19 protein-coding genes and 2 tRNA genes are annotated in these 20,377 nt (G+C 50.2%); 16 read left to right on the forward strand and 5 right to left on the reverse strand.

Features of this window, described 5'->3' with window-relative positions; genetic code table 11:
* Positions 1-51: 51 nt before the first annotated feature.
* Positions 52-1,311 carry a UDP-N-acetylglucosamine 1-carboxyvinyltransferase gene (gene murA / locus AABJ99_RS02965; protein ID WP_039021339.1) on the forward strand — a complete coding sequence of 420 codons (1,260 nt, stop codon included), beginning with the start codon at positions 52-54 and terminating at the stop codon, positions 1,309-1,311.
* 47 nt (positions 1,312-1,358) lie between these two features.
* Here murA and sfsB read toward each other — a convergent pair whose 3' ends face one another.
* Complete coding sequence (gene sfsB / locus AABJ99_RS02970) at positions 1,359-1,637, reverse strand: DNA-binding transcriptional regulator SfsB (protein WP_000445413.1); 279 nt, start codon at positions 1,635-1,637, stop codon at positions 1,359-1,361.
* Between the two features lie 228 nt (positions 1,638-1,865).
* A complete protein-coding gene (gene ispB / locus AABJ99_RS02975) occupies positions 1,866-2,837 on the reverse strand; it encodes an octaprenyl diphosphate synthase (RefSeq protein ID WP_001047336.1) in 972 nt (323 codons plus the stop codon).
* A gap of 258 nt (positions 2,838-3,095) precedes the next feature.
* On the opposite strand from ispB, the gene rplU reads away from it, so the two are divergent.
* The 4 genes from rplU to cgtA all read left to right on the forward strand — a co-directional run bounded on the left by rplU (position 3,096) and on the right by cgtA (position 5,965).
* On the forward strand, positions 3,096-3,407 hold the full coding sequence (rplU, locus tag AABJ99_RS02980) for a 50S ribosomal protein L21 (RefSeq protein WP_000271401.1): 312 nt from the start codon (positions 3,096-3,098) through the stop codon (positions 3,405-3,407).
* Positions 3,408-3,427: 20 nt separating this feature from the next.
* Positions 3,428-3,685 (forward strand): 50S ribosomal protein L27, encoded by a 258-nt coding sequence (rpmA, locus tag AABJ99_RS02985; RefSeq protein ID WP_000940595.1) that lies wholly within the window; start codon positions 3,428-3,430, stop codon positions 3,683-3,685.
* A gap of 126 nt (positions 3,686-3,811) precedes the next feature.
* Positions 3,812-4,777 (forward strand): DMT family transporter, encoded by a 966-nt coding sequence (gene yhbE, locus AABJ99_RS02990; protein ID WP_000813040.1) that lies wholly within the window; start codon positions 3,812-3,814, stop codon positions 4,775-4,777.
* Positions 4,778-4,792: 15 nt separating this feature from the next.
* A complete protein-coding gene (cgtA, locus tag AABJ99_RS02995; RefSeq protein WP_000673561.1) occupies positions 4,793-5,965 on the forward strand; it encodes an Obg family GTPase CgtA in 1,173 nt (390 codons plus the stop codon).
* Between the two features lie 40 nt (positions 5,966-6,005).
* Here cgtA and dacB read toward each other — a convergent pair whose 3' ends face one another.
* The gene (dacB, locus tag AABJ99_RS03000) at positions 6,006-7,439 is read right to left on the reverse strand and encodes a serine-type D-Ala-D-Ala carboxypeptidase (RefSeq protein WP_001212632.1); all 1,434 of its coding nucleotides are present in this window, start codon (positions 7,437-7,439) and stop codon (positions 6,006-6,008) included.
* Between the two features lie 247 nt (positions 7,440-7,686).
* Here dacB and greA point away from each other — a divergent pair, with 247 nt between their 5' ends.
* Positions 7,687-8,163, forward strand: a complete 477-nt coding sequence (gene greA, locus AABJ99_RS03005; protein ID WP_001148001.1) for a transcription elongation factor GreA — start codon at positions 7,687-7,689, stop codon at positions 8,161-8,163.
* A 155-nt stretch (positions 8,164-8,318) separates the two neighbouring features.
* Here the strand turns inward: greA and yhbY are convergent, their stop codons facing one another.
* A complete protein-coding gene (gene yhbY, locus AABJ99_RS03010) occupies positions 8,319-8,612 on the reverse strand; it encodes a ribosome assembly RNA-binding protein YhbY (protein WP_001054420.1) in 294 nt (97 codons plus the stop codon).
* A gap of 125 nt (positions 8,613-8,737) precedes the next feature.
* On the opposite strand from yhbY, the gene rlmE reads away from it, so the two are divergent.
* From rlmE to yhbX, 7 genes are all read left to right on the forward strand, one after another.
* A complete protein-coding gene (gene rlmE / locus AABJ99_RS03015; RefSeq protein ID WP_000145975.1) occupies positions 8,738-9,367 on the forward strand; it encodes a 23S rRNA (uridine(2552)-2'-O)-methyltransferase RlmE in 630 nt (209 codons plus the stop codon).
* A 99-nt stretch (positions 9,368-9,466) separates the two neighbouring features.
* Positions 9,467-11,401 carry an ATP-dependent zinc metalloprotease FtsH gene (gene ftsH / locus AABJ99_RS03020; RefSeq protein WP_001107467.1) on the forward strand — a complete coding sequence of 645 codons (1,935 nt, stop codon included), beginning with the start codon at positions 9,467-9,469 and terminating at the stop codon, positions 11,399-11,401.
* An 89-nt stretch (positions 11,402-11,490) separates the two neighbouring features.
* Positions 11,491-12,339 (forward strand): dihydropteroate synthase, encoded by an 849-nt coding sequence (gene folP, locus AABJ99_RS03025; RefSeq protein ID WP_000764731.1) that lies wholly within the window; start codon positions 11,491-11,493, stop codon positions 12,337-12,339.
* Positions 12,332-13,669 (forward strand): phosphoglucosamine mutase, encoded by a 1,338-nt coding sequence (glmM, locus tag AABJ99_RS03030; protein WP_000071137.1) that lies wholly within the window; start codon positions 12,332-12,334, stop codon positions 13,667-13,669. Before folP ends, glmM begins: the two co-directional genes overlap by 8 nt.
* A gap of 227 nt (positions 13,670-13,896) precedes the next feature.
* Complete coding sequence (gene secG / locus AABJ99_RS03035; protein ID WP_001295556.1) at positions 13,897-14,229, forward strand: preprotein translocase subunit SecG; 333 nt, start codon at positions 13,897-13,899, stop codon at positions 14,227-14,229.
* 14 nt (positions 14,230-14,243) lie between these two features.
* Positions 14,244-14,330 (forward strand) — tRNA-Leu (locus tag AABJ99_RS03040).
* 456 nt (positions 14,331-14,786) lie between these two features.
* Positions 14,787-16,412, forward strand: coding sequence for a phosphoethanolamine transferase (yhbX, locus tag AABJ99_RS03045; protein ID WP_077782411.1), 1,626 nt, complete (start codon positions 14,787-14,789; stop codon positions 16,410-16,412).
* Positions 16,413-16,419: 7 nt separating this feature from the next.
* On the opposite strand, the gene argG is transcribed toward yhbX, so the two are convergent.
* Positions 16,420-17,763 (reverse strand): argininosuccinate synthase, encoded by a 1,344-nt coding sequence (gene argG, locus AABJ99_RS03050; protein WP_000207675.1) that lies wholly within the window; start codon positions 17,761-17,763, stop codon positions 16,420-16,422.
* A 347-nt stretch (positions 17,764-18,110) separates the two neighbouring features.
* On the opposite strand from argG, the gene AABJ99_RS03055 reads away from it, so the two are divergent.
* The 3 genes from AABJ99_RS03055 (at position 18,111) to nusA (ending at position 20,361) form a co-directional block, all read left to right on the forward strand.
* Positions 18,111-18,187, forward strand: a tRNA-Met gene (locus AABJ99_RS03055).
* 206 nt (positions 18,188-18,393) lie between these two features.
* Complete coding sequence (gene rimP, locus AABJ99_RS03060) at positions 18,394-18,846, forward strand: ribosome maturation factor RimP (RefSeq protein WP_001300397.1); 453 nt, start codon at positions 18,394-18,396, stop codon at positions 18,844-18,846.
* Positions 18,847-18,873: 27 nt separating this feature from the next.
* The gene (gene nusA, locus AABJ99_RS03065) at positions 18,874-20,361 is read left to right on the forward strand and encodes a transcription termination factor NusA (RefSeq protein WP_338387492.1); all 1,488 of its coding nucleotides are present in this window, start codon (positions 18,874-18,876) and stop codon (positions 20,359-20,361) included.
* The last annotated feature ends 16 nt before the right edge of the window (positions 20,362-20,377 follow it).

Genomic DNA, 20,377 nt, shown 5'->3' on the forward strand with positions numbered 1-20,377 from the left:
ATGGGCGATTCGCCGGTAGCGGATATGAATTGTTAACTGAGAACAAACTAAATGGATAAATTTCGTGTTCAGGGGCCAACGAAGCTCCAGGGCGAAGTCACAATTTCCGGCGCTAAAAATGCTGCTCTGCCTATTCTTTTTGCCGCACTACTGGCGGAAGAACCGGTAGAGATCCAGAACGTCCCGAAACTGAAAGACGTTGATACATCAATGAAGCTGCTAAGCCAGCTGGGTGCGAAAGTAGAGCGTAATGGTTCTGTGCATATTGATGCCCGCGAGGTTAATGTATTCTGCGCACCTTACGATCTGGTTAAAACCATGCGTGCCTCTATCTGGGCACTGGGGCCGCTGGTAGCGCGCTTTGGGCAGGGGCAAGTTTCACTGCCTGGCGGTTGTACGATCGGTGCGCGTCCGGTTGATCTACACATTTCTGGCCTCGAACAATTAGGCGCGACCATCAAACTGGAAGAAGGTTACGTTAAAGCTTCCGTCGACGGTCGTCTGAAAGGCGCACATATCGTGATGGATAAAGTCAGCGTTGGCGCAACGGTGACCATCATGTGTGCTGCAACCCTGGCGGAAGGCACCACGATTATTGAAAACGCAGCGCGTGAACCGGAAATCGTCGATACCGCGAACTTCCTGATTACGCTGGGTGCGAAAATTAGCGGTCAGGGCACCGATCGTATCATCATCGAAGGTGTGGAACGTTTAGGCGGCGGTGTCTATCGCGTGCTGCCGGATCGTATCGAAACCGGTACTTTCCTTGTGGCTGCGGCGATCTCTCGCGGCAAAATTATCTGCCGTAACGCACAGCCAGATACTCTTGACGCTGTGCTGGCGAAATTGCGTGACGCTGGAGCGGACATTGAAGTCGGCGAAGACTGGATTAGCCTGGATATGCATGGCAAACGGCCGAAAGCTGTTAACGTACGTACCGCGCCGCATCCGGCATTCCCGACCGATATGCAGGCCCAGTTCACACTGCTGAACCTGGTGGCAGAAGGCACCGGATTCATCACCGAAACGGTCTTTGAAAACCGCTTTATGCACGTACCAGAGCTGAGTCGTATGGGCGCGCATGCCGAAATTGAAAGTAATACCGTTATTTGTCACGGTGTTGAAAAACTTTCTGGCGCACAGGTTATGGCAACCGATCTACGTGCTTCAGCAAGCCTGGTGCTGGCTGGTTGTATTGCGGAAGGGACAACGGTGGTTGATCGTATTTATCACATCGATCGTGGCTACGAACGTATTGAAGACAAACTGCGCGCTTTAGGTGCAAATATTGAGCGTGTGAAAGACGAGTAATCGTCCGAGAGCTGGCAGCCCCGTTCGCGGGGCTACCGCCAGACCACTCATTTTTTCGGTTTAGTGTAGCTACGCATCAACTGCGTTCTGTCGATAAACTCATGGGTCTGCGGATCATGGTAGCGTGATGGCCAGATAACCCAGGGGTCAGTTCCCAGGGCTTTCGCAATAATCATCTCTCCTTTCGGCCATGGGCGCGATAATGCGTTCGCCAGCGTTGAGGAACTCAAACCATTTCTACGAGATTCCGCCGCCATTGACGTTCCTTTCTTGCGTAAACCCGCAATGATGTCAGCGGGATGCCAGTCAATGAAATTACTTTCCATCTTTCCTCACTCCTTAAGTTAGTCGCTTTCATTCAGAACACTTCTTCTGTCGAGCATCACTATACTCCTGATGGCCTATTGCTCTAAAAAGTTCCTGTAAAGAGTGTGAATATTCAGAATATATAAAGATACATACACTGGTTTTTCAGGCGTTATTACGCTGAATAAGTGTTTTTATGGAACTTATTGGAATCATCCCGCGCACTGCGCGGGATGAGGGGGAGGGGATTAACGATCGCGTTGAACAGCGATGTGCGCGAGGCCGATGAGTGCTTCTCGCCACGGGGTGTCCGGGAGCACCTGTAACGCTGCGATGGCTTTGTCTGCTTCTTCCTCGGCACGCTGACGCGTCCATTCAAGAGAGCCACAAGCGTTCATTGCTTCCAGAACCGGTTCCAGAAGATGACGACCGTTACCCTGTTCGATGGCGGTACGAATCATCTGTGCCTGTTCTGGTGTGCCATGATGCATTGCATGCAGCAGCGGCAGCGTCGGTTTACCTTCGTTCAGATCGTCGCCGACGTTTTTACCTAACTGTTCGCCATCGGCATTGTAATCGAGTAAATCGTCGATCAACTGGAAAGCGGTGCCGAGATAACGCCCATAATCCTGCAGGCCTTTCTCCTCCTCCGGCGTACAGCCAGCCAGAATCCCGGAACACTGCGCGGCAGCCTCAAACAGACGCGCGGTTTTGCTATAGATAACGCGCATGTAGTTTTCTTCAGTGATGTCCGGATCGTTAACGTTCATCAGTTGCAGAACTTCACCTTCTGCGATGACGTTTACGGCTTCTGACATGACTTCCAGCACTTTGAGCGAACCGAGGCTGGTCATCATCTGGAACGCGCGGGTATAAATAAAATCGCCTACCAGCACACTGGCAGCATTGCCAAATGCGGCGTTGGCGGTAGCTTTACCCCTGCGCATATCTGATTCATCCACAACGTCGTCGTGCAGCAGAGTCGCCGTGTGGATAAACTCGATCAGGGCAGCAATGGTGACATGCGCATTTCCCTCATAGCCAACAGCTCGTGCAGCCAGTACAGCAATCATCGGACGAATACGTTTACCGCCGCCGCTGACGATGTAATAGCCTAACTGATTGATCAGTTGGACGTCGGAATTAAGCTGCTCAAGGATTGCCGCATTAACACCCGCCATATCTTGCGCGGTTAACTCATTGATTTTTTCTAAATTCATCGCAAAAGCCGGGCTTTTCGCCCCGATTACCTTACTGTGAACAAAGGCAACTTAGGGTTTATGGTTAGGAATATAGGGTGATTGTACTGAAAAAATGGCACAGATAAACGTTACCGTACAAGTTGTGTTTTTTTTCTTCGTGTATTGACTGTAGCACTTGTCAAAGGCGTGCGTTTTGCGTAATATTCGCGCCCTATTGTGAATATTTATAGCGCACTCTGAATCATTGAAAAGGTGTGCGCGGAAGCGGAGTTTTATATGTACGCGGTTTTCCAAAGTGGTGGTAAACAACACCGAGTAAGCGAAGGTCAGACCGTTCGCCTGGAAAAGCTGGACATCGCAACTGGCGAAACTGTTGAGTTCGCTGAAGTGCTGATGATCGCAAACGGTGAAGAAGTCAAAATCGGCGTTCCTTTCGTTGATGGCGGCGTAATCAAAGCTGAAGTTGTTGCTCACGGTCGTGGCGAGAAAGTTAAAATCGTTAAGTTTCGTCGTCGTAAACACTATCGTAAGCAGCAGGGCCATCGTCAGTGGTTCACTGATGTGAAAATTACTGGCATCAGCGCCTAAGACCTGAGGAGAGATTTCAAATGGCACATAAAAAGGCTGGCGGCTCCACACGTAACGGTCGCGATTCAGAAGCTAAACGCCTGGGCGTTAAGCGTTTCGGTGGCGAATCCGTTCTGGCGGGTAGCATCATCGTTCGTCAACGTGGTACCAAATTCCACGCAGGCGCTAACGTAGGTTGCGGTCGTGACCACACTCTGTTTGCTAAAGCAGACGGTAAAGTGAAATTCGAAGTTAAAGGCCCGAAAAACCGTAAATTTATCAGCATCGAAGCTGAATAAGTTTTTCGCGTCCCGGTAACGGATGAAAGCCCCGCAACACGTTGCGGGGCTTTTTACATTCGATAACCGGTAAAAATTCGCATCGTGCGGCGTTAACTCGCAAATGCGTTTTGTAGGGAATACGGTATGAAGCAGCAGGCAGGCATTGGCATTCTTTTAGCGCTCACCACAGCAATTTGCTGGGGGGCGTTGCCAATTGCAATGAAGCAGGTGCTGGAGGTGATGGAACCTCCGACAATCGTGTTTTACCGTTTCTTGATGGCGAGTATTGGCCTTGGTGCCATTCTTGCGGTGAAGAAGAGGTTGCCGCCATTACGCGTGTTTCGTAAGCCACGCTGGTTGATTTTGTTGGCAGTGGCGACCGCCGGGCTGTTTGGGAACTTCATCCTGTTCAGCTCATCCTTGCAATACCTGAGTCCGACCGCTTCGCAGGTGATTGGGCAACTCTCGCCAGTTGGCATGATGGTTGCCAGCGTATTTATCCTGAAAGAGAAAATGCGCAGCACTCAGGTTGTAGGGGCATTGATGCTCCTGAGCGGCCTGGTGATGTTTTTTAACACCAGTCTGGTCGAGATATTTACAAAGCTCACCGATTACACCTGGGGAGTTATTTTTGGGGTCGGTGCGGCGACGGTTTGGGTGAGTTATGGCGTGGCGCAAAAGGTTTTATTACGTCGGCTGGCCTCACCGCAGATCCTGTTTTTATTGTACACTTTATGTACAATTGCGCTCTTCCCTCTGGCAAATCCTGGAGTGATAGCGCAGCTTAGCCACTGGCAGCTCGCATGTTTAATTTTTTGCGGACTGAATACATTGGTAGGATATGGCGCCCTGGCGGAAGCGATGGCTCGCTGGCAGGCAGCGCAGGTGAGCGCGATCATCACGCTCACCCCACTGTTTACGCTGTTTTTTTCAGATCTTTTATCACTGGCCTGGCCCGATTTCTTCGCCAGACCGATGTTAAACCTTTTAGGTTATCTCGGTGCGTTTGTCGTGGTTGCGGGCGCGATGTATTCCGCCATTGGTCATCGTATTTGGGGCGGATTACGTAAGCATACAACGGTGGTATCGCAACCCCGCGCAGGCGAATGATTTACGGAGAATAAAATGAAGTTTGTTGATGAAGCATCGATTCTGGTCGTTGCAGGTGATGGCGGTAATGGTTGCGTGAGTTTCCGCCGCGAAAAATATATTCCGAAAGGCGGCCCGGATGGCGGCGACGGCGGTGACGGTGGTGACGTATGGATGGAAGCCGACGAGAACCTGAACACACTTATCGATTATCGTTTTGAAAAATCTTTCCGTGCAGAACGCGGTCAGAACGGCGCAAGCCGCGATTGTACCGGTAAGCGCGGTAAAGACGTCACGATTAAAGTGCCGGTAGGTACGCGTGTTATCGATCAGGGTACCGGTGAAACCATGGGCGATATGACCAAACACGGTCAGCGTCTGCTGGTTGCCAAGGGTGGCTGGCACGGTCTGGGCAATACCCGCTTCAAATCGTCCGTTAACCGTACGCCACGGCAGAAAACTAACGGTACGCCGGGCGATAAGCGCGAGCTGCTGCTGGAGCTGATGCTGCTTGCTGACGTCGGTATGCTGGGAATGCCGAATGCGGGTAAATCGACCTTTATCCGCGCTGTTTCGGCGGCTAAACCGAAAGTGGCGGATTATCCGTTTACCACTCTGGTACCGAGCCTGGGTGTGGTACGAATGGACAACGAAAAGAGCTTCGTTGTTGCCGATATTCCAGGGCTAATTGAAGGCGCTGCGGAAGGTGCAGGACTGGGGATTCGCTTCCTGAAACACCTGGAACGTTGCCGCGTCTTGTTGCACCTCATCGATATCGATCCGATTGACGGTACCGATCCGGTTGAAAACGCGCGTATTATTATCAGCGAGCTGGAAAAATACAGCCAGGATTTGGCGGCAAAACCACGTTGGTTAGTCTTCAACAAGATCGACCTGCTGGATAAGGCAGAAGCTGAAGAGAAAGCCAAAGCGATCGCGGAGGCGCTGGGCTGGGAAGATAAATATTATCTGATCTCTGCGGCGAGCGGACTGGGCGTGAAAGATCTCTGCTGGGATGTGATGACTTTTATCATTGAAAACCCAGTTGTTCAGGCCGAAGAAGCGAAACAGCCAGAGAAAGTCGAATTCATGTGGGATGATTATCACCGTCAGCAGCTTGAAGAGATTGCTGAAGAGGATGATGAAGACTGGGATGACGACTGGGACGAAGACGACGAAGAAGGCGTTGAGTTCATTTACAAGCGTTAATCAGCTAAACCCCGGCCATGTGCCGGGGTTTCTCTTTAGACTAATTATTCTGATAAATATCTTTATACAAACGGCTTTCAAAACGCACTAACGGAATGCGGCGATTACGCTGATCCGCGGGTTCTACCGCATAGCCAGAAAGATATTGTACAAACGCCATTCGTTGCCCGCTCGCTGTGGTAATGAATCCCGCCAGGTTATATACCCCCTGCAAAGAGCCGGTTTTTGCTGAGACTTTTCCGTCCACGCCAGCCTGATGCAGGCCCGCACGGTACTGCAAAGAGCCGTCATAGCCTGCCAGCGGCAGCATAGAGATAAAGTTAAGTTCATTGTCATGTTGGGCAATGTATTGCAGCACCTGCATCATGGTGGCAGGTGCAATCAGGTTATGCCGCGAAAGCCCTGAACCATCGGCAATAATCGTGTTACCAATATCGATACCAGCTTGCTGACGCAGGATCTGACGTACGGCATCCGATCCGGCCCGCCATGTTCCGGGCACATTGAAGCGCGCATGGCCTATCATGCGGAAAACCGTATCGGCAATCATGTTGTCTGACTTTTTCAGCATAATCTTAAGCAGATCGTGCAACGGGGCCGACTGTTTACTGGCAACTACCGTTCCGGGTTCATTAACCTGAGTCTGGCGCAGTAGTGTTCCGCTCCAGGTGATACCTGCCTGTTTTAACTCATCTTTCAGAATTGCACCGGCATAGCTGGCTCCATCCTGTATGGCAAAAGCCAACGGGAGCGGCTCAGAACGTTGTGGCAGGCATCCGGTCAGCGTAAAGCGGTTCAGGTCGCCTGGCACCACATCCAGCTCGCAATATTGCGCTTCGGCAGAACCACGGGGGAGGGTGCGTACCTGGCTGAACATCGTAACAGGGTAATAAGATGCCACGCGTATAAAGGCCATATCACCGGGTTTTTGGGCACTGTAGAGCGAGACGGAGAAACAGTTGCGGTCAACTATGGCGGCGGCAGGCGGAGCGCTAAAGCATTGTGTCATGTCATTCCACGGCCAGCCGGGGGCTTTATCGTGGCTGGCAAAAATGGAGGTGTCTATCAACACATTACCATCAATTTGGTTGACGCCAGATTTTTTCAAAGTCGTGACCATATTGCGAATATCCTGACGTTTTAACGTCGGATCGGCACCAAATCGCGCCACTAAGTCACCCTTGAGTACGCCGTTTTCCACATTGCCTTTGGTTTCAAGCGTAGTAGTAAAACGAAAATCGGGGCCGAGTTGAATCAACGCCGCCAGCGCAGTAATCACTTTCTGCGTACTGGCGGGCAGCGCCATCTGCTGACTGTGGTAATCAATAGCGGGGGCCGAGGCGCCGACTTTTTGCACCATCAGGGCAAGGTTGGCACCAGCGGGGAGTTGAGTAATGTACTCATCAACATTCGCGGCCTGAACACTGAACGCTATACAGCTGGTCAATCCGATGATAAATCTGGAAAATCGCATAATCTCGCGCTAACAACCTGGAATCGAGCCGTCATACTACGGCGCAACGCCCTATAAAGTAAACGATGACCCTGCGGGAACTTCAGGGTAAAATGACTATCAAAATGTGAATTGCAGCTGACCTGGGACTTGTACCCGGGTCGGTATTTTTTTGCTTCTGGTCCCGGTGAGGAGCTATGCCGGGCAGGCCGAACAGCTGGGGTGGGTGGAGACTCGCCCCATCAGGAATATTCAAGAGGTATAACAAATGCAAGCTATTCCGATGACCTTACGCGGCGCTGAAAAATTACGCGAAGAGCTGGATTTTCTGAAATCTGTGCGCCGTCCTGAAATTATTGCTGCTATCGCGGAAGCGCGCGAGCATGGCGACCTGAAAGAAAACGCCGAATACCACGCAGCTCGTGAACAGCAGGGTTTCTGCGAAGGTCGTATCAAAGATATTGAAGCCAAACTGTCGAACGCGCAGGTGATTGATGTCACCAAAATGCCTAACAATGGGCGCGTTATTTTTGGTGCTACCGTAACGGTGTTGAATCTGGATTCTGACGAAGAGCAGACTTATCGCATCGTTGGCGATGACGAAGCTGACTTTAAACAGAACCTGATTTCTGTAAACTCGCCTATTGCCCGTGGCCTGATCGGCAAAGAAGAAGATGATGTTGTGGTCATCAAAACGCCGGGCGGCGAAGTAGAATTTGAAGTAATTAAGGTGGAATACCTGTAAGAATTACCCAATACTCAAGATGTTGATGTATTGTAAAGAAAGGAAAAAGGCCGCTATGCGGCCTTTTATCAACGAACAGAGCGTGGCATTTTGCTCTCCTGCCTGCGGAAAACCCCTCGTTTTACACAGCAAATGTGTGTAACTTTAGGATAATCTTAGCGTGGCAACGAGATTTTACGTTCTTTAGTTGGGCGATAAAGCACCAGCGTTTTACCGATGACCTGTACATTACAGGCGCCGGTTTCGCGCACGATAGCTTCCACGATCAAGGTTTTAGTTTCGCGATCTTCGGTGGCGATTTTCACCTTGATGAGTTCATGGTGCTCTAACGCTTGTTCAATCTCGGCCAGCACCCCTTCGGTCAAACCATTACTGCCAAGCAGAACAACTGGCTTGAGCGGATGTGCCAGACCTTTCAGGTGCTGTTTTTGTTTAGTACTCAGATTCATCGTATTTTTTGCTTACGTTGGGATTGAAAACGGGTCATTCTACCGCCATCTCCCATATATCACCAAATAGGCGCGTAAAAATTTACGCAATTGGTTACGATGAGTTATCCCCATGGGAAAGATAAATGACAGGTAAGAAGCGTTCTGCCAGCTCCAGCCGCTGGCTTCAGGAACACTTTAGCGATAAATATGTTCAACAGGCACAGAAAAAGGGGTTGCGTTCCCGTGCCTGGTTTAAACTTGATGAAATACAGCAAAGTGACAAACTCTTTAAACCGGGAATGACGGTTGTCGACCTTGGTGCTGCTCCGGGTGGTTGGTCACAATATGTGGTCACCCAAATTGGCGGCAAAGGCCGCATCATCGCTTGCGATCTTTTACCTATGGATCCTATCGTTGGTGTGGACTTTCTTCAGGGCGATTTTCGTGATGAACTGGTGATGAAAGCACTGCTGGAGCGCGTTGGCGACAGCAAAGTCCAGGTTGTCATGTCCGATATGGCACCAAACATGAGCGGAACACCGGCGGTGGATATCCCCCGTGCCATGTATCTGGTGGAACTGGCGTTAGAAATGTGTCGTGATGTATTAGCGCCAGGTGGCAGTTTTGTAGTGAAGGTGTTCCAGGGCGAAGGTTTCGATGAGTATCTAAGGGAAATTCGCTCCCTGTTTACGAAGGTCAAAGTTCGTAAGCCGGACTCTTCTCGTGCACGTTCGCGGGAAGTGTATATTGTAGCGACCGGGCGTAAACCCTAACCGGGAGATTTCAGACGAAAGTTTGAAAGATGCTGGATATAGAGTATCCTGACGCTGTTTTTAACACAGTTGTAATAAGAGGTTAATCCCTTGAGTGACATGGCGAAAAACCTAATACTCTGGCTGGTCATTGCCGTTGTGCTGATGTCAGTATTCCAGAGCTTTGGGCCCAGCGAGTCTAATGGCCGTAAGGTGGATTACTCTACCTTCCTACAAGAGGTCAATAACGACCAGGTTCGTGAAGCGCGTATCAACGGACGTGAAATCAACGTTACCAAGAAAGATAGTAACCGTTATACCACTTACATTCCGGTTCAGGATCCGAAATTACTGGATAACCTGTTGACCAAGAACGTCAAGGTTGTCGGTGAACCGCCTGAAGAACCAAGCCTGCTGGCTTCTATCTTCATCTCCTGGTTCCCGATGCTGTTGCTGATTGGTGTCTGGATCTTCTTCATGCGTCAAATGCAGGGCGGCGGTGGCAAAGGTGCCATGTCGTTCGGTAAGAGCAAAGCGCGCATGCTGACGGAAGATCAGATCAAAACGACCTTTGCTGACGTTGCGGGCTGCGACGAAGCAAAAGAAGAAGTTGCTGAACTGGTTGAGTATCTGCGCGAGCCGAGCCGCTTCCAGAAACTCGGCGGTAAGATCCCGAAAGGCGTCCTGATGGTCGGTCCTCCGGGTACCGGTAAAACGCTGCTGGCGAAAGCGATTGCAGGCGAAGCGAAAGTTCCGTTCTTTACTATCTCCGGTTCTGACTTCGTAGAAATGTTCGTCGGTGTGGGTGCATCCCGTGTTCGTGACATGTTCGAACAGGCGAAGAAAGCGGCTCCGTGCATCATCTTTATCGATGAAATCGACGCCGTAGGCCGCCAGCGTGGCGCAGGTCTGGGCGGTGGTCACGATGAACGTGAACAGACTCTGAACCAGATGCTGGTTGAGATGGATGGCTTCGAAGGTAACGAAGGTATCATTGTTATCGCTGCGACTAACCGTCCGGACGTTCTCGACCCGGCGCTGCTGCGTCCTGGCCGTTTCGACCGTCAGGTTGTGGTTGGCTTGCCAGATGTTCGCGGTCGTGAGCAGATTCTGAAAGTTCACATGCGTCGCGTACCATTGGCACCCGATATCGACGCGGCAATCATTGCCCGTGGTACTCCTGGTTTCTCCGGTGCTGACCTGGCGAACCTGGTGAACGAAGCGGCACTGTTCGCTGCTCGTGGCAACAAACGTGTTGTGTCGATGGTTGAGTTCGAGAAAGCGAAAGACAAAATCATGATGGGTGCGGAACGTCGCTCCATGGTGATGACGGAAGCGCAAAAAGAATCGACTGCTTACCACGAAGCAGGTCACGCGATTATCGGTCGCCTGGTGCCGGAACACGATCCGGTGCACAAAGTAACGATTATCCCGCGCGGTCGTGCGCTGGGTGTGACCTTCTTCTTGCCTGAGGGCGACGCAATCAGCGCCAGCCGTCAGAAACTGGAAAGCCAGATTTCTACGCTGTACGGCGGTCGTCTGGCAGAAGAGATCATCTACGGGCCGGAACATGTTTCTACCGGGGCGTCCAACGATATTAAAGTTGCGACCAACCTGGCGCGTAACATGGTTACCCAGTGGGGCTTCTCTGAGAAACTCGGTCCGCTGCTGTATGCGGAAGAAGAAGGTGAAGTGTTCCTCGGTCGTAGCGTAGCGAAAGCGAAACATATGTCCGATGAAACGGCACGCATCATCGACCAGGAAGTGAAAGCACTGATCGAGCGTAACTATAATCGTGCGCGTCAGCTTCTGACCGACAACATGGATATTCTGCATGCGATGAAAGATGCTCTCATGAAATATGAGACTATCGACGCACCGCAGATTGATGACCTGATGGCACGTCGCGATGTACGTCCGCCAGCGGGCTGGGAAGAACCAGGCGCTTCTAACAATTCTGGCGACAATGGTAGTCCAAAGGCTCCGCGTCCGGTTGATGAACCGCGTACGCCGAACCCGGGTAACACCATGTCAGAGCAGTTAGGCGACAAGTAAGTTCCCGCATTAGATGACTGTATTTGTACTGAAAACCCCGGGGCGTGCTCCGGGGTTTTTTCTTATCAATTCATACCAGGGATAACATCATGAAACTCTTTGCCCAGGGCACTTCACTGGACCTTAGCCATCCTCACGTAATGGGGATCCTCAACGTTACGCCTGATTCCTTTTCGGATGGCGGCACGCATAACTCGCTGATAGATGCGGTGAAACATGCGAATCTGATGATTAACGCTGGCGCGACGATCATTGACGTTGGTGGCGAGTCCACGCGCCCAGGGGCGGCGGAAGTTAGCGTTGAAGAAGAGTTGCAGCGTGTTATTCCTGTGGTTGAGGCAATTGCTCAACGCTTCGAAGTCTGGATCTCGGTAGATACTTCCAAACCAGAAGTCATCCGTGAGTCAGCGAAAGTTGGTGCTCACATTATTAACGATATTCGCTCCCTTTCCGAACCTGGCGCTCTGGAAGCTGCTGCAGAAACCGGTTTGCCAGTTTGCCTGATGCATATGCAGGGAAATCCAAAAACCATGCAGGAAGCCCCGAAGTATGACGATGTCTTTGCGGAAGTGAATCGCTACTTTATTGAGCAAATAGCACGTTGCGAGCAGGCGGGTATCGCAAAAGAGAAATTGTTGCTCGACCCCGGATTCGGTTTCGGTAAAAATCTCTCCCATAACTATTCATTACTGGCGCGCCTGGCTGAATTTCACCATTTCAACCTGCCGCTGTTGGTGGGTATGTCACGAAAATCGATGATTGGGCAATTGCTGAACGTGGGGCCGTCCGAGCGCCTGAGCGGTAGTTTGGCCTGTGCGGTCATTGCCGCAATGCAAGGCGCGCACATCATTCGTGTTCATGACGTCAAAGAAACCGTAGAAGCGATGCGGGTGGTGGAAGCCACTCTGTCTGCAAAGGAAAACAAACGCTATGAGTAATCGTAAATATTTCGGTACCGATGGGATTCGTGGTCGTGTAGGGGATGCGCCGATCACCCCTGATTTTGTACTTAAGTTGGGTTGGGCCGCCGGTAAAGTGCTGGCGCGCCACGGCTCCCGTAAGATCATTATTGGTAAAGACACGCGTATTTCTGGCTATATGCTGGAGTCAGCACTGGAAGCGGGTCTGGCGGCTGCGGGCCTTTCCGCACTCTTTACAGGCCCGATGCCTACACCTGCCGTGGCTTATCTGACGCGTACCTTCCGCGCAGAGGCCGGGATTGTAATTTCTGCATCGCATAACCCATTCTACGATAACGGCATTAAATTCTTTTCTATTGACGGTACTAAGCTGCCGGATGCAGTTGAAGAAGCCATCGAAGCGGAAATGGAAAAGGAGATCAGCTGTGTTGATTCGGCAGAACTGGGTAAAGCCAGCCGTATCGTTGATGCTGCGGGTCGCTATATCGAGTTTTGCAAAGCCACGTTCCCGAACGAACTTAGCCTCAGTGAACTGAAGATTGTGGTGGATTGCGCAAATGGCGCGACTTATCACATCGCGCCGAACGTGCTGCGTGAACTGGGGGCGAACGTTATCGCTATCGGTTGTGAGCCGAACGGCGTAAACATCAATGCCGAAGTGGGGGCAACTGATGTTCGTGCGTTACAGGCGCGCGTACTGGCTGAAAAAGCAGATCTTGGTATCGCCTTTGACGGTGACGGCGACCGTGTGATTATGGTTGACCATGAAGGCAATAAAGTCGATGGCGACCAGATTATGTATATCATCGCGCGCGAAGGTCTGCGTCAGGGCCAACTGCGTGGTGGCGCGGTGGGTACATTGATGAGCAACATGGGACTGGAACTCGCCCTGAAACAGCTAGGAATTCCGTTTGCTCGTGCGAAAGTGGGCGATCGCTACGTACTGGAAAAAATGCAGGAGAAAGGCTGGCGTATCGGTGCAGAGAACTCTGGTCATGTGATCCTGCTGGATAAAACCACAACCGGTGACGGCATCGTTGCTGGTTTACAGGTGCTGGCGGCGATGGCGCGTAACCATATGAGCCTGCACGACCTTTGCAGTGGTATGAAAATGTTCCCGCAGATTCTGGTTAACGTGCGTTACACCGCAGGTAGCGGCGATCCGCTGGAGCATGAATCAGTCAAAGCTGTAACCGCAGAAGTTGAAGCGGCGCTGGGTAGCCGTGGACGTGTGCTGTTGCGTAAATCCGGCACCGAACCGTTAATTCGCGTGATGGTAGAAGGCGAAGACGAAGCGCAGGTGACTGAATTTGCACACCGCATCGCCGATGCAGTAAAAGCCGTTTAACGCGTTAGATAACTGGCTAAAAAGGCGGCGATTGTCGCCTTTTTTCTCAGCGAACACATCGGTTTTGCTGTTTTTTTCCGCAGTTGATACAATGCGATAAAATTGCCCTTGCGAAGGTCATTCGCTTTGGTTAGTATTCACACCCGCTTCAGTGGGAAAGATTAGAAACTCCCGCTTTATTGGTTGAAGCATTGGTACGCGGCAACTCCGCAAGGAACAGGTTGATTATGTACGAAGCTCTTTTAGTAGTTTTCCTTATTGTGGCAATTGGCCTTGTTGGTCTGATCATGCTGCAGCAAGGTAAAGGCGCTGATATGGGAGCCTCCTTCGGAGCAGGCGCTTCCGCTACGCTGTTTGGTTCAAGTGGTTCTGGTAACTTCATGACCCGCATGACGGCGCTGCTGGCAACGTTATTCTTCATCATCAGTCTGGTGCTGGGTAACATCAATAGCAACAAAACCAATAAAGGTAGTGAATGGGAAAACCTGAGTGCACCGGCCAAAACCGAACAAACTCAGCCAGCTGCTCCGGCTAAGCCGACCAGCGATATCCCGAACTAAAAAGTAGTATCCGTGCCGAGGTGGTGGAATTGGTAGACACGCTACCTTGAGGTGGTAGTGCCCAATAGGGCTTACGGGTTCAAGTCCCGTCCTCGGTACCAAATTCCAGAAAAGAGACGCTGAAAAGCGTCTTTTTTCGTTTTGGTCCTGGTCTGAGGAATGGTTGTCAGGTATCTGTATCTCGTCCAGTTGCTTTACTCGTAGCTGGTACTTTGAAACGATGGTGCCGGTACGCCTTAGTTATAAACTTTTCCCTACTGCTGACATAATTGGCACTTTATTGTGTCAACTCCAGTTCCGGTACGAATACGGATATGTTTACTTCTCGATAAACCATCCTGCTCCTGTCAGTATAACTACTGATGGCTACGTTCTGCGTAATGTTTAGAGACGCATTGATAATGTTATTTAATTACTGAGAACAATGGCCGCATCATTTAAAAAGAAAAAACTAACAGTGTTTCGGTCTGATATGGATCAGCGTTGAAGAACATGTCTGATATAAAATTGAACATTGTTGATAATTGTTTATATTGGTTGTGAACTTGGATTTCTGGATGACAGTATTCAACAAATTTGTTAGAAGTTCTAAATCTCATTGGTTGTTGTATCTTTGTGTTATTGTTTTTGGTATTACGAACTTAGTCGCCTCTTCCGGAGCGCATATGGTTCAGCGATTGCTGTTCTTCGTTCTGACCATCCTGGTTGTTAAACGTATATCATCCCTTCCGCTTCGCCTGCTTGTTGCCGCACCATTTGTGTTACTGACAGCGGCAGACATGAGTATTAGCCTCTATTCATGGTGTACCTTTGGTACAACTTTCAATGATGGATTTGCGATTAGTGTGCTGCAGAGTGATCCGGATGAAGTTGTCAAAATGCTGGGGATGTATATCCCTTATCTATGTGCTTTTGCCTTTTTATCCCTTCTTTTTTTGGCAGTAATAATAAAATATGATGTTTCCTTGCCGACGAAAAAAGTGACAGGAATATTATTGCTGATTGTCATTTCGGGCAGTTTATTTTCCGCTAGTCAATTTGCTTATAAAGATGCAAAAAATAAAAAAGCGTTCAGTCCATATATACTAGCGTCGCGATTTGCTACCTATACACCGTTTTTCAATCTCAATTATTTTGCTTTAGCAGCGAAAGAGCATCAAAGATTACTCTCAATTGCAAACACGGTGCCGTATTTTCAATTATCAGTCAGGGATACAGGTATTGATACCTACGTGTTGATTGTGGGGGAGTCTGTACGTGTCGACAATATGTCTTTGTATGGATATACACGCTCTACGACACCGCAAGTCGAAGCACAAAGAAAACAGATCAAACTGTTTAATCAAGCAATAAGCGGCGCACCTTACACTGCGCTGTCGGTTCCCCTTTCTTTAACTGCTGATTCTGTTTTGAGTCATGACATTCATAATTACCCGGACAACATTATTAATATGGCTAATCAAGCAGGATTTCAGACTTTCTGGCTAAGCTCGCAATCCGCTTTTCGGCAGAATGGTACAGCAGTTACCAGTATCGCCATGCGCGCCATGGAAACAGTCTATGTCAGAGGATTTGATGAATTGTTGTTGCCGCATTTATCGCAAGCGTTACAGCAAAAGACGCAGCAAAAGAAACTGATTGTTCTTCATTTAAATGGAAGCCATGAACCGGCTTGTAGCGCCTATCCGCAATCCAGCGCCGTGTTTCAACCACAGGACGATCAGGATGCCTGCTATGACAACTCCATTCATTACACAGATAGTTTGCTAGGTCAGGTTTTTGAATTATTAAAAGATCGCCGAGCCTCGGTCATGTATTTTGCCGACCATGGCCTGGAACGCGACCCGACGAAGAAGAACATTTATTTTCATGGAGGCAGGGAGGCCAGCCAGCAGGCATATCATGTTCCGATGTTTATCTGGTATAGCCCCGTTCTTGGGGATGGCGTGGATCGCACAACGGAAAACGATATCTTTTCCACTGCTTACAATAATTACCTTATTAATGCGTGGATGGGGGTAACAAAGCCGGAACAGCCGCAAACGCTGGAGGAAGTGATTGCACACTATAAAGGAGACTCACGGGTTGTAGATGCAAACCATGATGTTTTCGATTTTGTGATGCTAAGAAAGGAGTTTACTGAGGATAAGCAAGGTAACCCCACCCCTGAAGGGCAGGGTTGATGTCGAATTACTGGCCTTTATTTTCCAGATTCTCCACCTGCGGCACGCCCGAAGCGGCAGAGGAGGAAAGCAGGCCAGTTTTGGCATAACCGAAAAGTTTCTCGCGGGTATCGGTGATATCCAGGTTGCGCATGGTCAGTTGACCGATACGATCATCTGGCGAGAACACCGAGTCGCCTTTTTCCATCGTCAGACGCTCTGGCTTGTAGGTCAGATTGTCAGAGACGGTATTAAGGATGGAGTAATCGTTCCCGCGGCGCAGTTCCAGGGTAACTTCACCAGTGATCTGGCTGGCAACCCAGCGTTGCAGGGAGTCACGCAGCATCAGCGCCTGGGAGTCAAACCAACGTCCCTGGTACAGCAGACGGCCCAACTGACGACCATGTGCATGATACTGCTCAATGGTGTCTTCGTTGTGAATACCAGTAAGCAGACGTTCATACGCAATGTGCAGCAGCGCCATCCCCGGAGCCTCGTAAATACCACGGCTTTTCGCTTCGATGATACGGTTTTCAATCTGGTCGCTCATGCCCAGGCCGTGACGACCGCCGATGCGGTTAGCTTCCAGCATCATTTCTACGTCGTCGCTAAAGGTTTTACCGTTCAGCGCCACTGGATGACCTTGCTCAAAGCGTACTGTGACTTCTTCTGCCGGGATCTTCACGCTCTCATCCCAGAACTTCACGCCCATAATCGGGTTGACGATTTTGACGCTGGAGTTGAGGTATTCCAGATCCTTCGCTTCATGCGTTGCACCAAGCATGTTGGAGTCCGTAGAGTAGGCTTTTTCGACAGACATTTTGTAGTCGAAACCGCAGGCAATCATAAATTCAGACATTTCATGACGACCGCCCAGTTCATCAATAAAGTCAGTATCAAGCCACGGTTTGTAAATCTGCAGTTCAGCATTGGTCAGCAGACCGTAACGATAGAAACGTTCGATATCGTTTCCTTTATAGGTGCTGCCGTCACCCCAGATATTCACGCCATCTTCTTTCATGGCAGCAACCAGCATGGTGCCGGTCACGGCGCGGCCCAGCGGCGTCGTATTGAAATAGGTCAGGCCGCCGGTGGTGTTATGAAATGCGCCACACTGAATAGCGGCAATACCTTCGGCAACCAGTTGTTTGCGGCAGTCGATCAGACGTGCGTTCTCCGCGCCGTATTCCATGGCACGACGAGGGATCGCATCATAATCCTCTTCGTCTGGCTGGCCCAGGTTTGCAGTATATGCATAAGGAACCGCTCCCTTTTGTCGCATCCACAGCAGTGCGGCACTGGTGTCCAGACCGCCGGAAAAAGCGATACCAATACGTTGACCTACCGGGAGATGCTTGAGAATCGTCGTCATAAAATAACACCCTGCTTAATTAACTGATGATGAGCCTGGATTTCCGCTCTCACTGAATTTTTATGCAAAATAAATGAGTTTTCATTTAATCATCTTTTATCGGTGACAGGAAGAGTTTAGTGTGTTTTTTGTAAAATAATGCGCTTAAGGAGGAGCAGTAGAGGGCAAAAGTATTCGACAAACGAAAGTGAACTGGATATTCATTCACGCGATTAGCAATAAATGTTGACAAAATGTGGCGTGGATCACTATAATGCCTGCAGATTTTACGTCCCGTCTCGGTACACCAAATCCCAGCAGTATTTGCATTTTTTACCCAAAACGAGTAGAATTTGCCACGTTTCAGGCGCGGGGTGGAGCAGCCTGGTAGCTCGTCGGGCTCATAACCCGAAGGTCGTCGGTTCAAATCCGGCCCCCGCAACCACTTTCCCTTAGAGTCCTTTTTCAAATATACTGTGAAGACTTCGGCCTTCGTAGTGGGATTTGAAAAAATCCTTCTGGAAAGTGCTCCAGACCGCAGTTGCGGTTATAGGGTTCAGTTATATAAAGCCCCGATTTATCGGGGTTTTTTGTTATCTGACTACAGAATAACTGGGCTTTAGGCCCTTTTTTTATGTCTTGGGGGTGGGCTTGTCCACATTAGAGCAAAAATTAACAGAGATGATTACTGCGCCAGTTGAGGCCCTGGGTTTTGAACTGGTTGGCATCGAGTTTATTCGCGGTCGCACATCCACACTGCGCATCTATATTGATAGTGAAGATGGCATCAATGTTGATGATTGTGCTGATGTGAGCCACCAGGTAAGTGCTGTGCTGGATGTCGAAGATCCCATCACCGTTGCTTATAACCTGGAAGTCTCCTCACCGGGTCTCGATCGCCCACTGTTCACGGCTGAACACTACGCCCGTTTCGTCGGAGAAGAGGTGACTCTGGTTCTCCGTATGGCGGTACAAAACCGTCGTAAATGGCAGGGCGTTATCAAAGCGGTAGACGGTGAAATGATCACAGTTACCGTCGAAGGTAAAGATGAAGTGTTCGCGCTGAGTAATATCCAGAAGGCGAACCTGGTTCCCCACTTTTAATAGTCTGGATGAGGTGAAAAGCCCGCGATGAACAAAGAAATTTTGGCTGTAGTTGAAGCCGTCTCCAATGAAAAGGCGCTGCCTCGCGAGAAAATTTTCGAAGCGTTGGAAAGCGCGCTGGCTACAGCAACCAAGAAAAAATACGAACAAGAGATCGACGTTCGCGTACAGATCGATCGCAAAAGCGGTGATTTTGACACCTTCCGTCGCTGGCTGGTAGTTGATGAAGTCACCCAGCCAACGAAAGAAATCACTCTTGAAGCTGCGCGCTTTGAAGATGAAAGCCTGAATCTGGGCGATTACGTTGAAGATCAGATTGAGTCTGTTACCTTTGACCGTATCACCACCCAGACGGCAAAACAGGTTATTGTGCAGAAAGTGCGTGAAGCCGAACGTGCGATGGTGGTTGATCAGTTCCGTGAACATGAAGGTGAAATCATCACCGGCGTGGTGAAAAAAGTAAACCGCGACAACATCTCTCTGGATCTGGGCAACAACGCTGAAGCCGTGATCCTGCGTGAAGATATGCTGCCGCGTGAAAACTTCCGCCCTGGCGACCGCGTTCGTGGCGTGCTCTATTCTGTTCGCCCGGAAGCGCGTGGCGCACAACTGTTCGTCACCCGTTCCAAGCCGGAAATGCTGATCGAACTGTTCCGCATTGAAGTGCCGGAAATCGGCGAAGAAGTGATTGAAATTAAAGCAGCGGCTCGCGACCCGGGTTCTCGTGCGAAAATCGCGGTGAAAACCAACGATAAACGTATCGATCCGGTAGGTGCTTGCGTAGGTATGCGTGGCGCGCGTGTTCAGGCGGTTTCTACTGAACTGGGCGGCGAACGTATCGATATCGTCCTGTGGGATGATAACCCGGCGCAGTTCGTGATTAACGCAATGGCACCGGCAGACGTTGCTTCTATCGTGGTGGATGAAGATAAACACACCATGGATATCGCCGTTGAAGCCGGTAATCTGGCGCAGGCGATTGGCCGTAACGGTCAGAACGTGCGTCTGGCTTCGCAGCTGAGCGGTTGGGAACTCAACGTGATGACCGTTGACGACCTGCAGGCTAAGCATCAGGCAGAAGCGCACGCAGCGATCGACACCTTCACCAAATATCTCGACATCGACGAAGACTTTGCGACTGTCCTGGTAGAAGAAGGCTTCTCGACGCTGGAAGAACTGGCCTATGTGCCGATGAAAGAGCTGTTGGAAATCGAAGGCCTTGATGAGCCGACCGTTGAAGCACTGCGCGAGCGTGCTAAAAATGCACTGGCCACCATTGCACAGGCCCAGGAAGAAAGCCTCGGTGATAACAAATCGGCTGACGATCTGCTGAACCTTGAAGGGATAGATCGTGATTTGGCATTCAAACTGGCCGCCCGTGGCGTTTGTACGCTGGAAGATCTCGCCGAACAGGGCATTGATGATCTGGCTGATATCGAAGGGTTGACCGACGAAAAAGCCGGAGCACTGATTATGGCTGCCCGTAATATTTGCTGGTTCGGTGACGAAGCGTAATAAACTGTAGCAGGAA

Origin of the sequence: Escherichia coli (assembly GCF_036503815.1) — a bacterium.
Taxonomy (GTDB): domain Bacteria; phylum Pseudomonadota; class Gammaproteobacteria; order Enterobacterales; family Enterobacteriaceae; genus Escherichia; species Escherichia coli_F.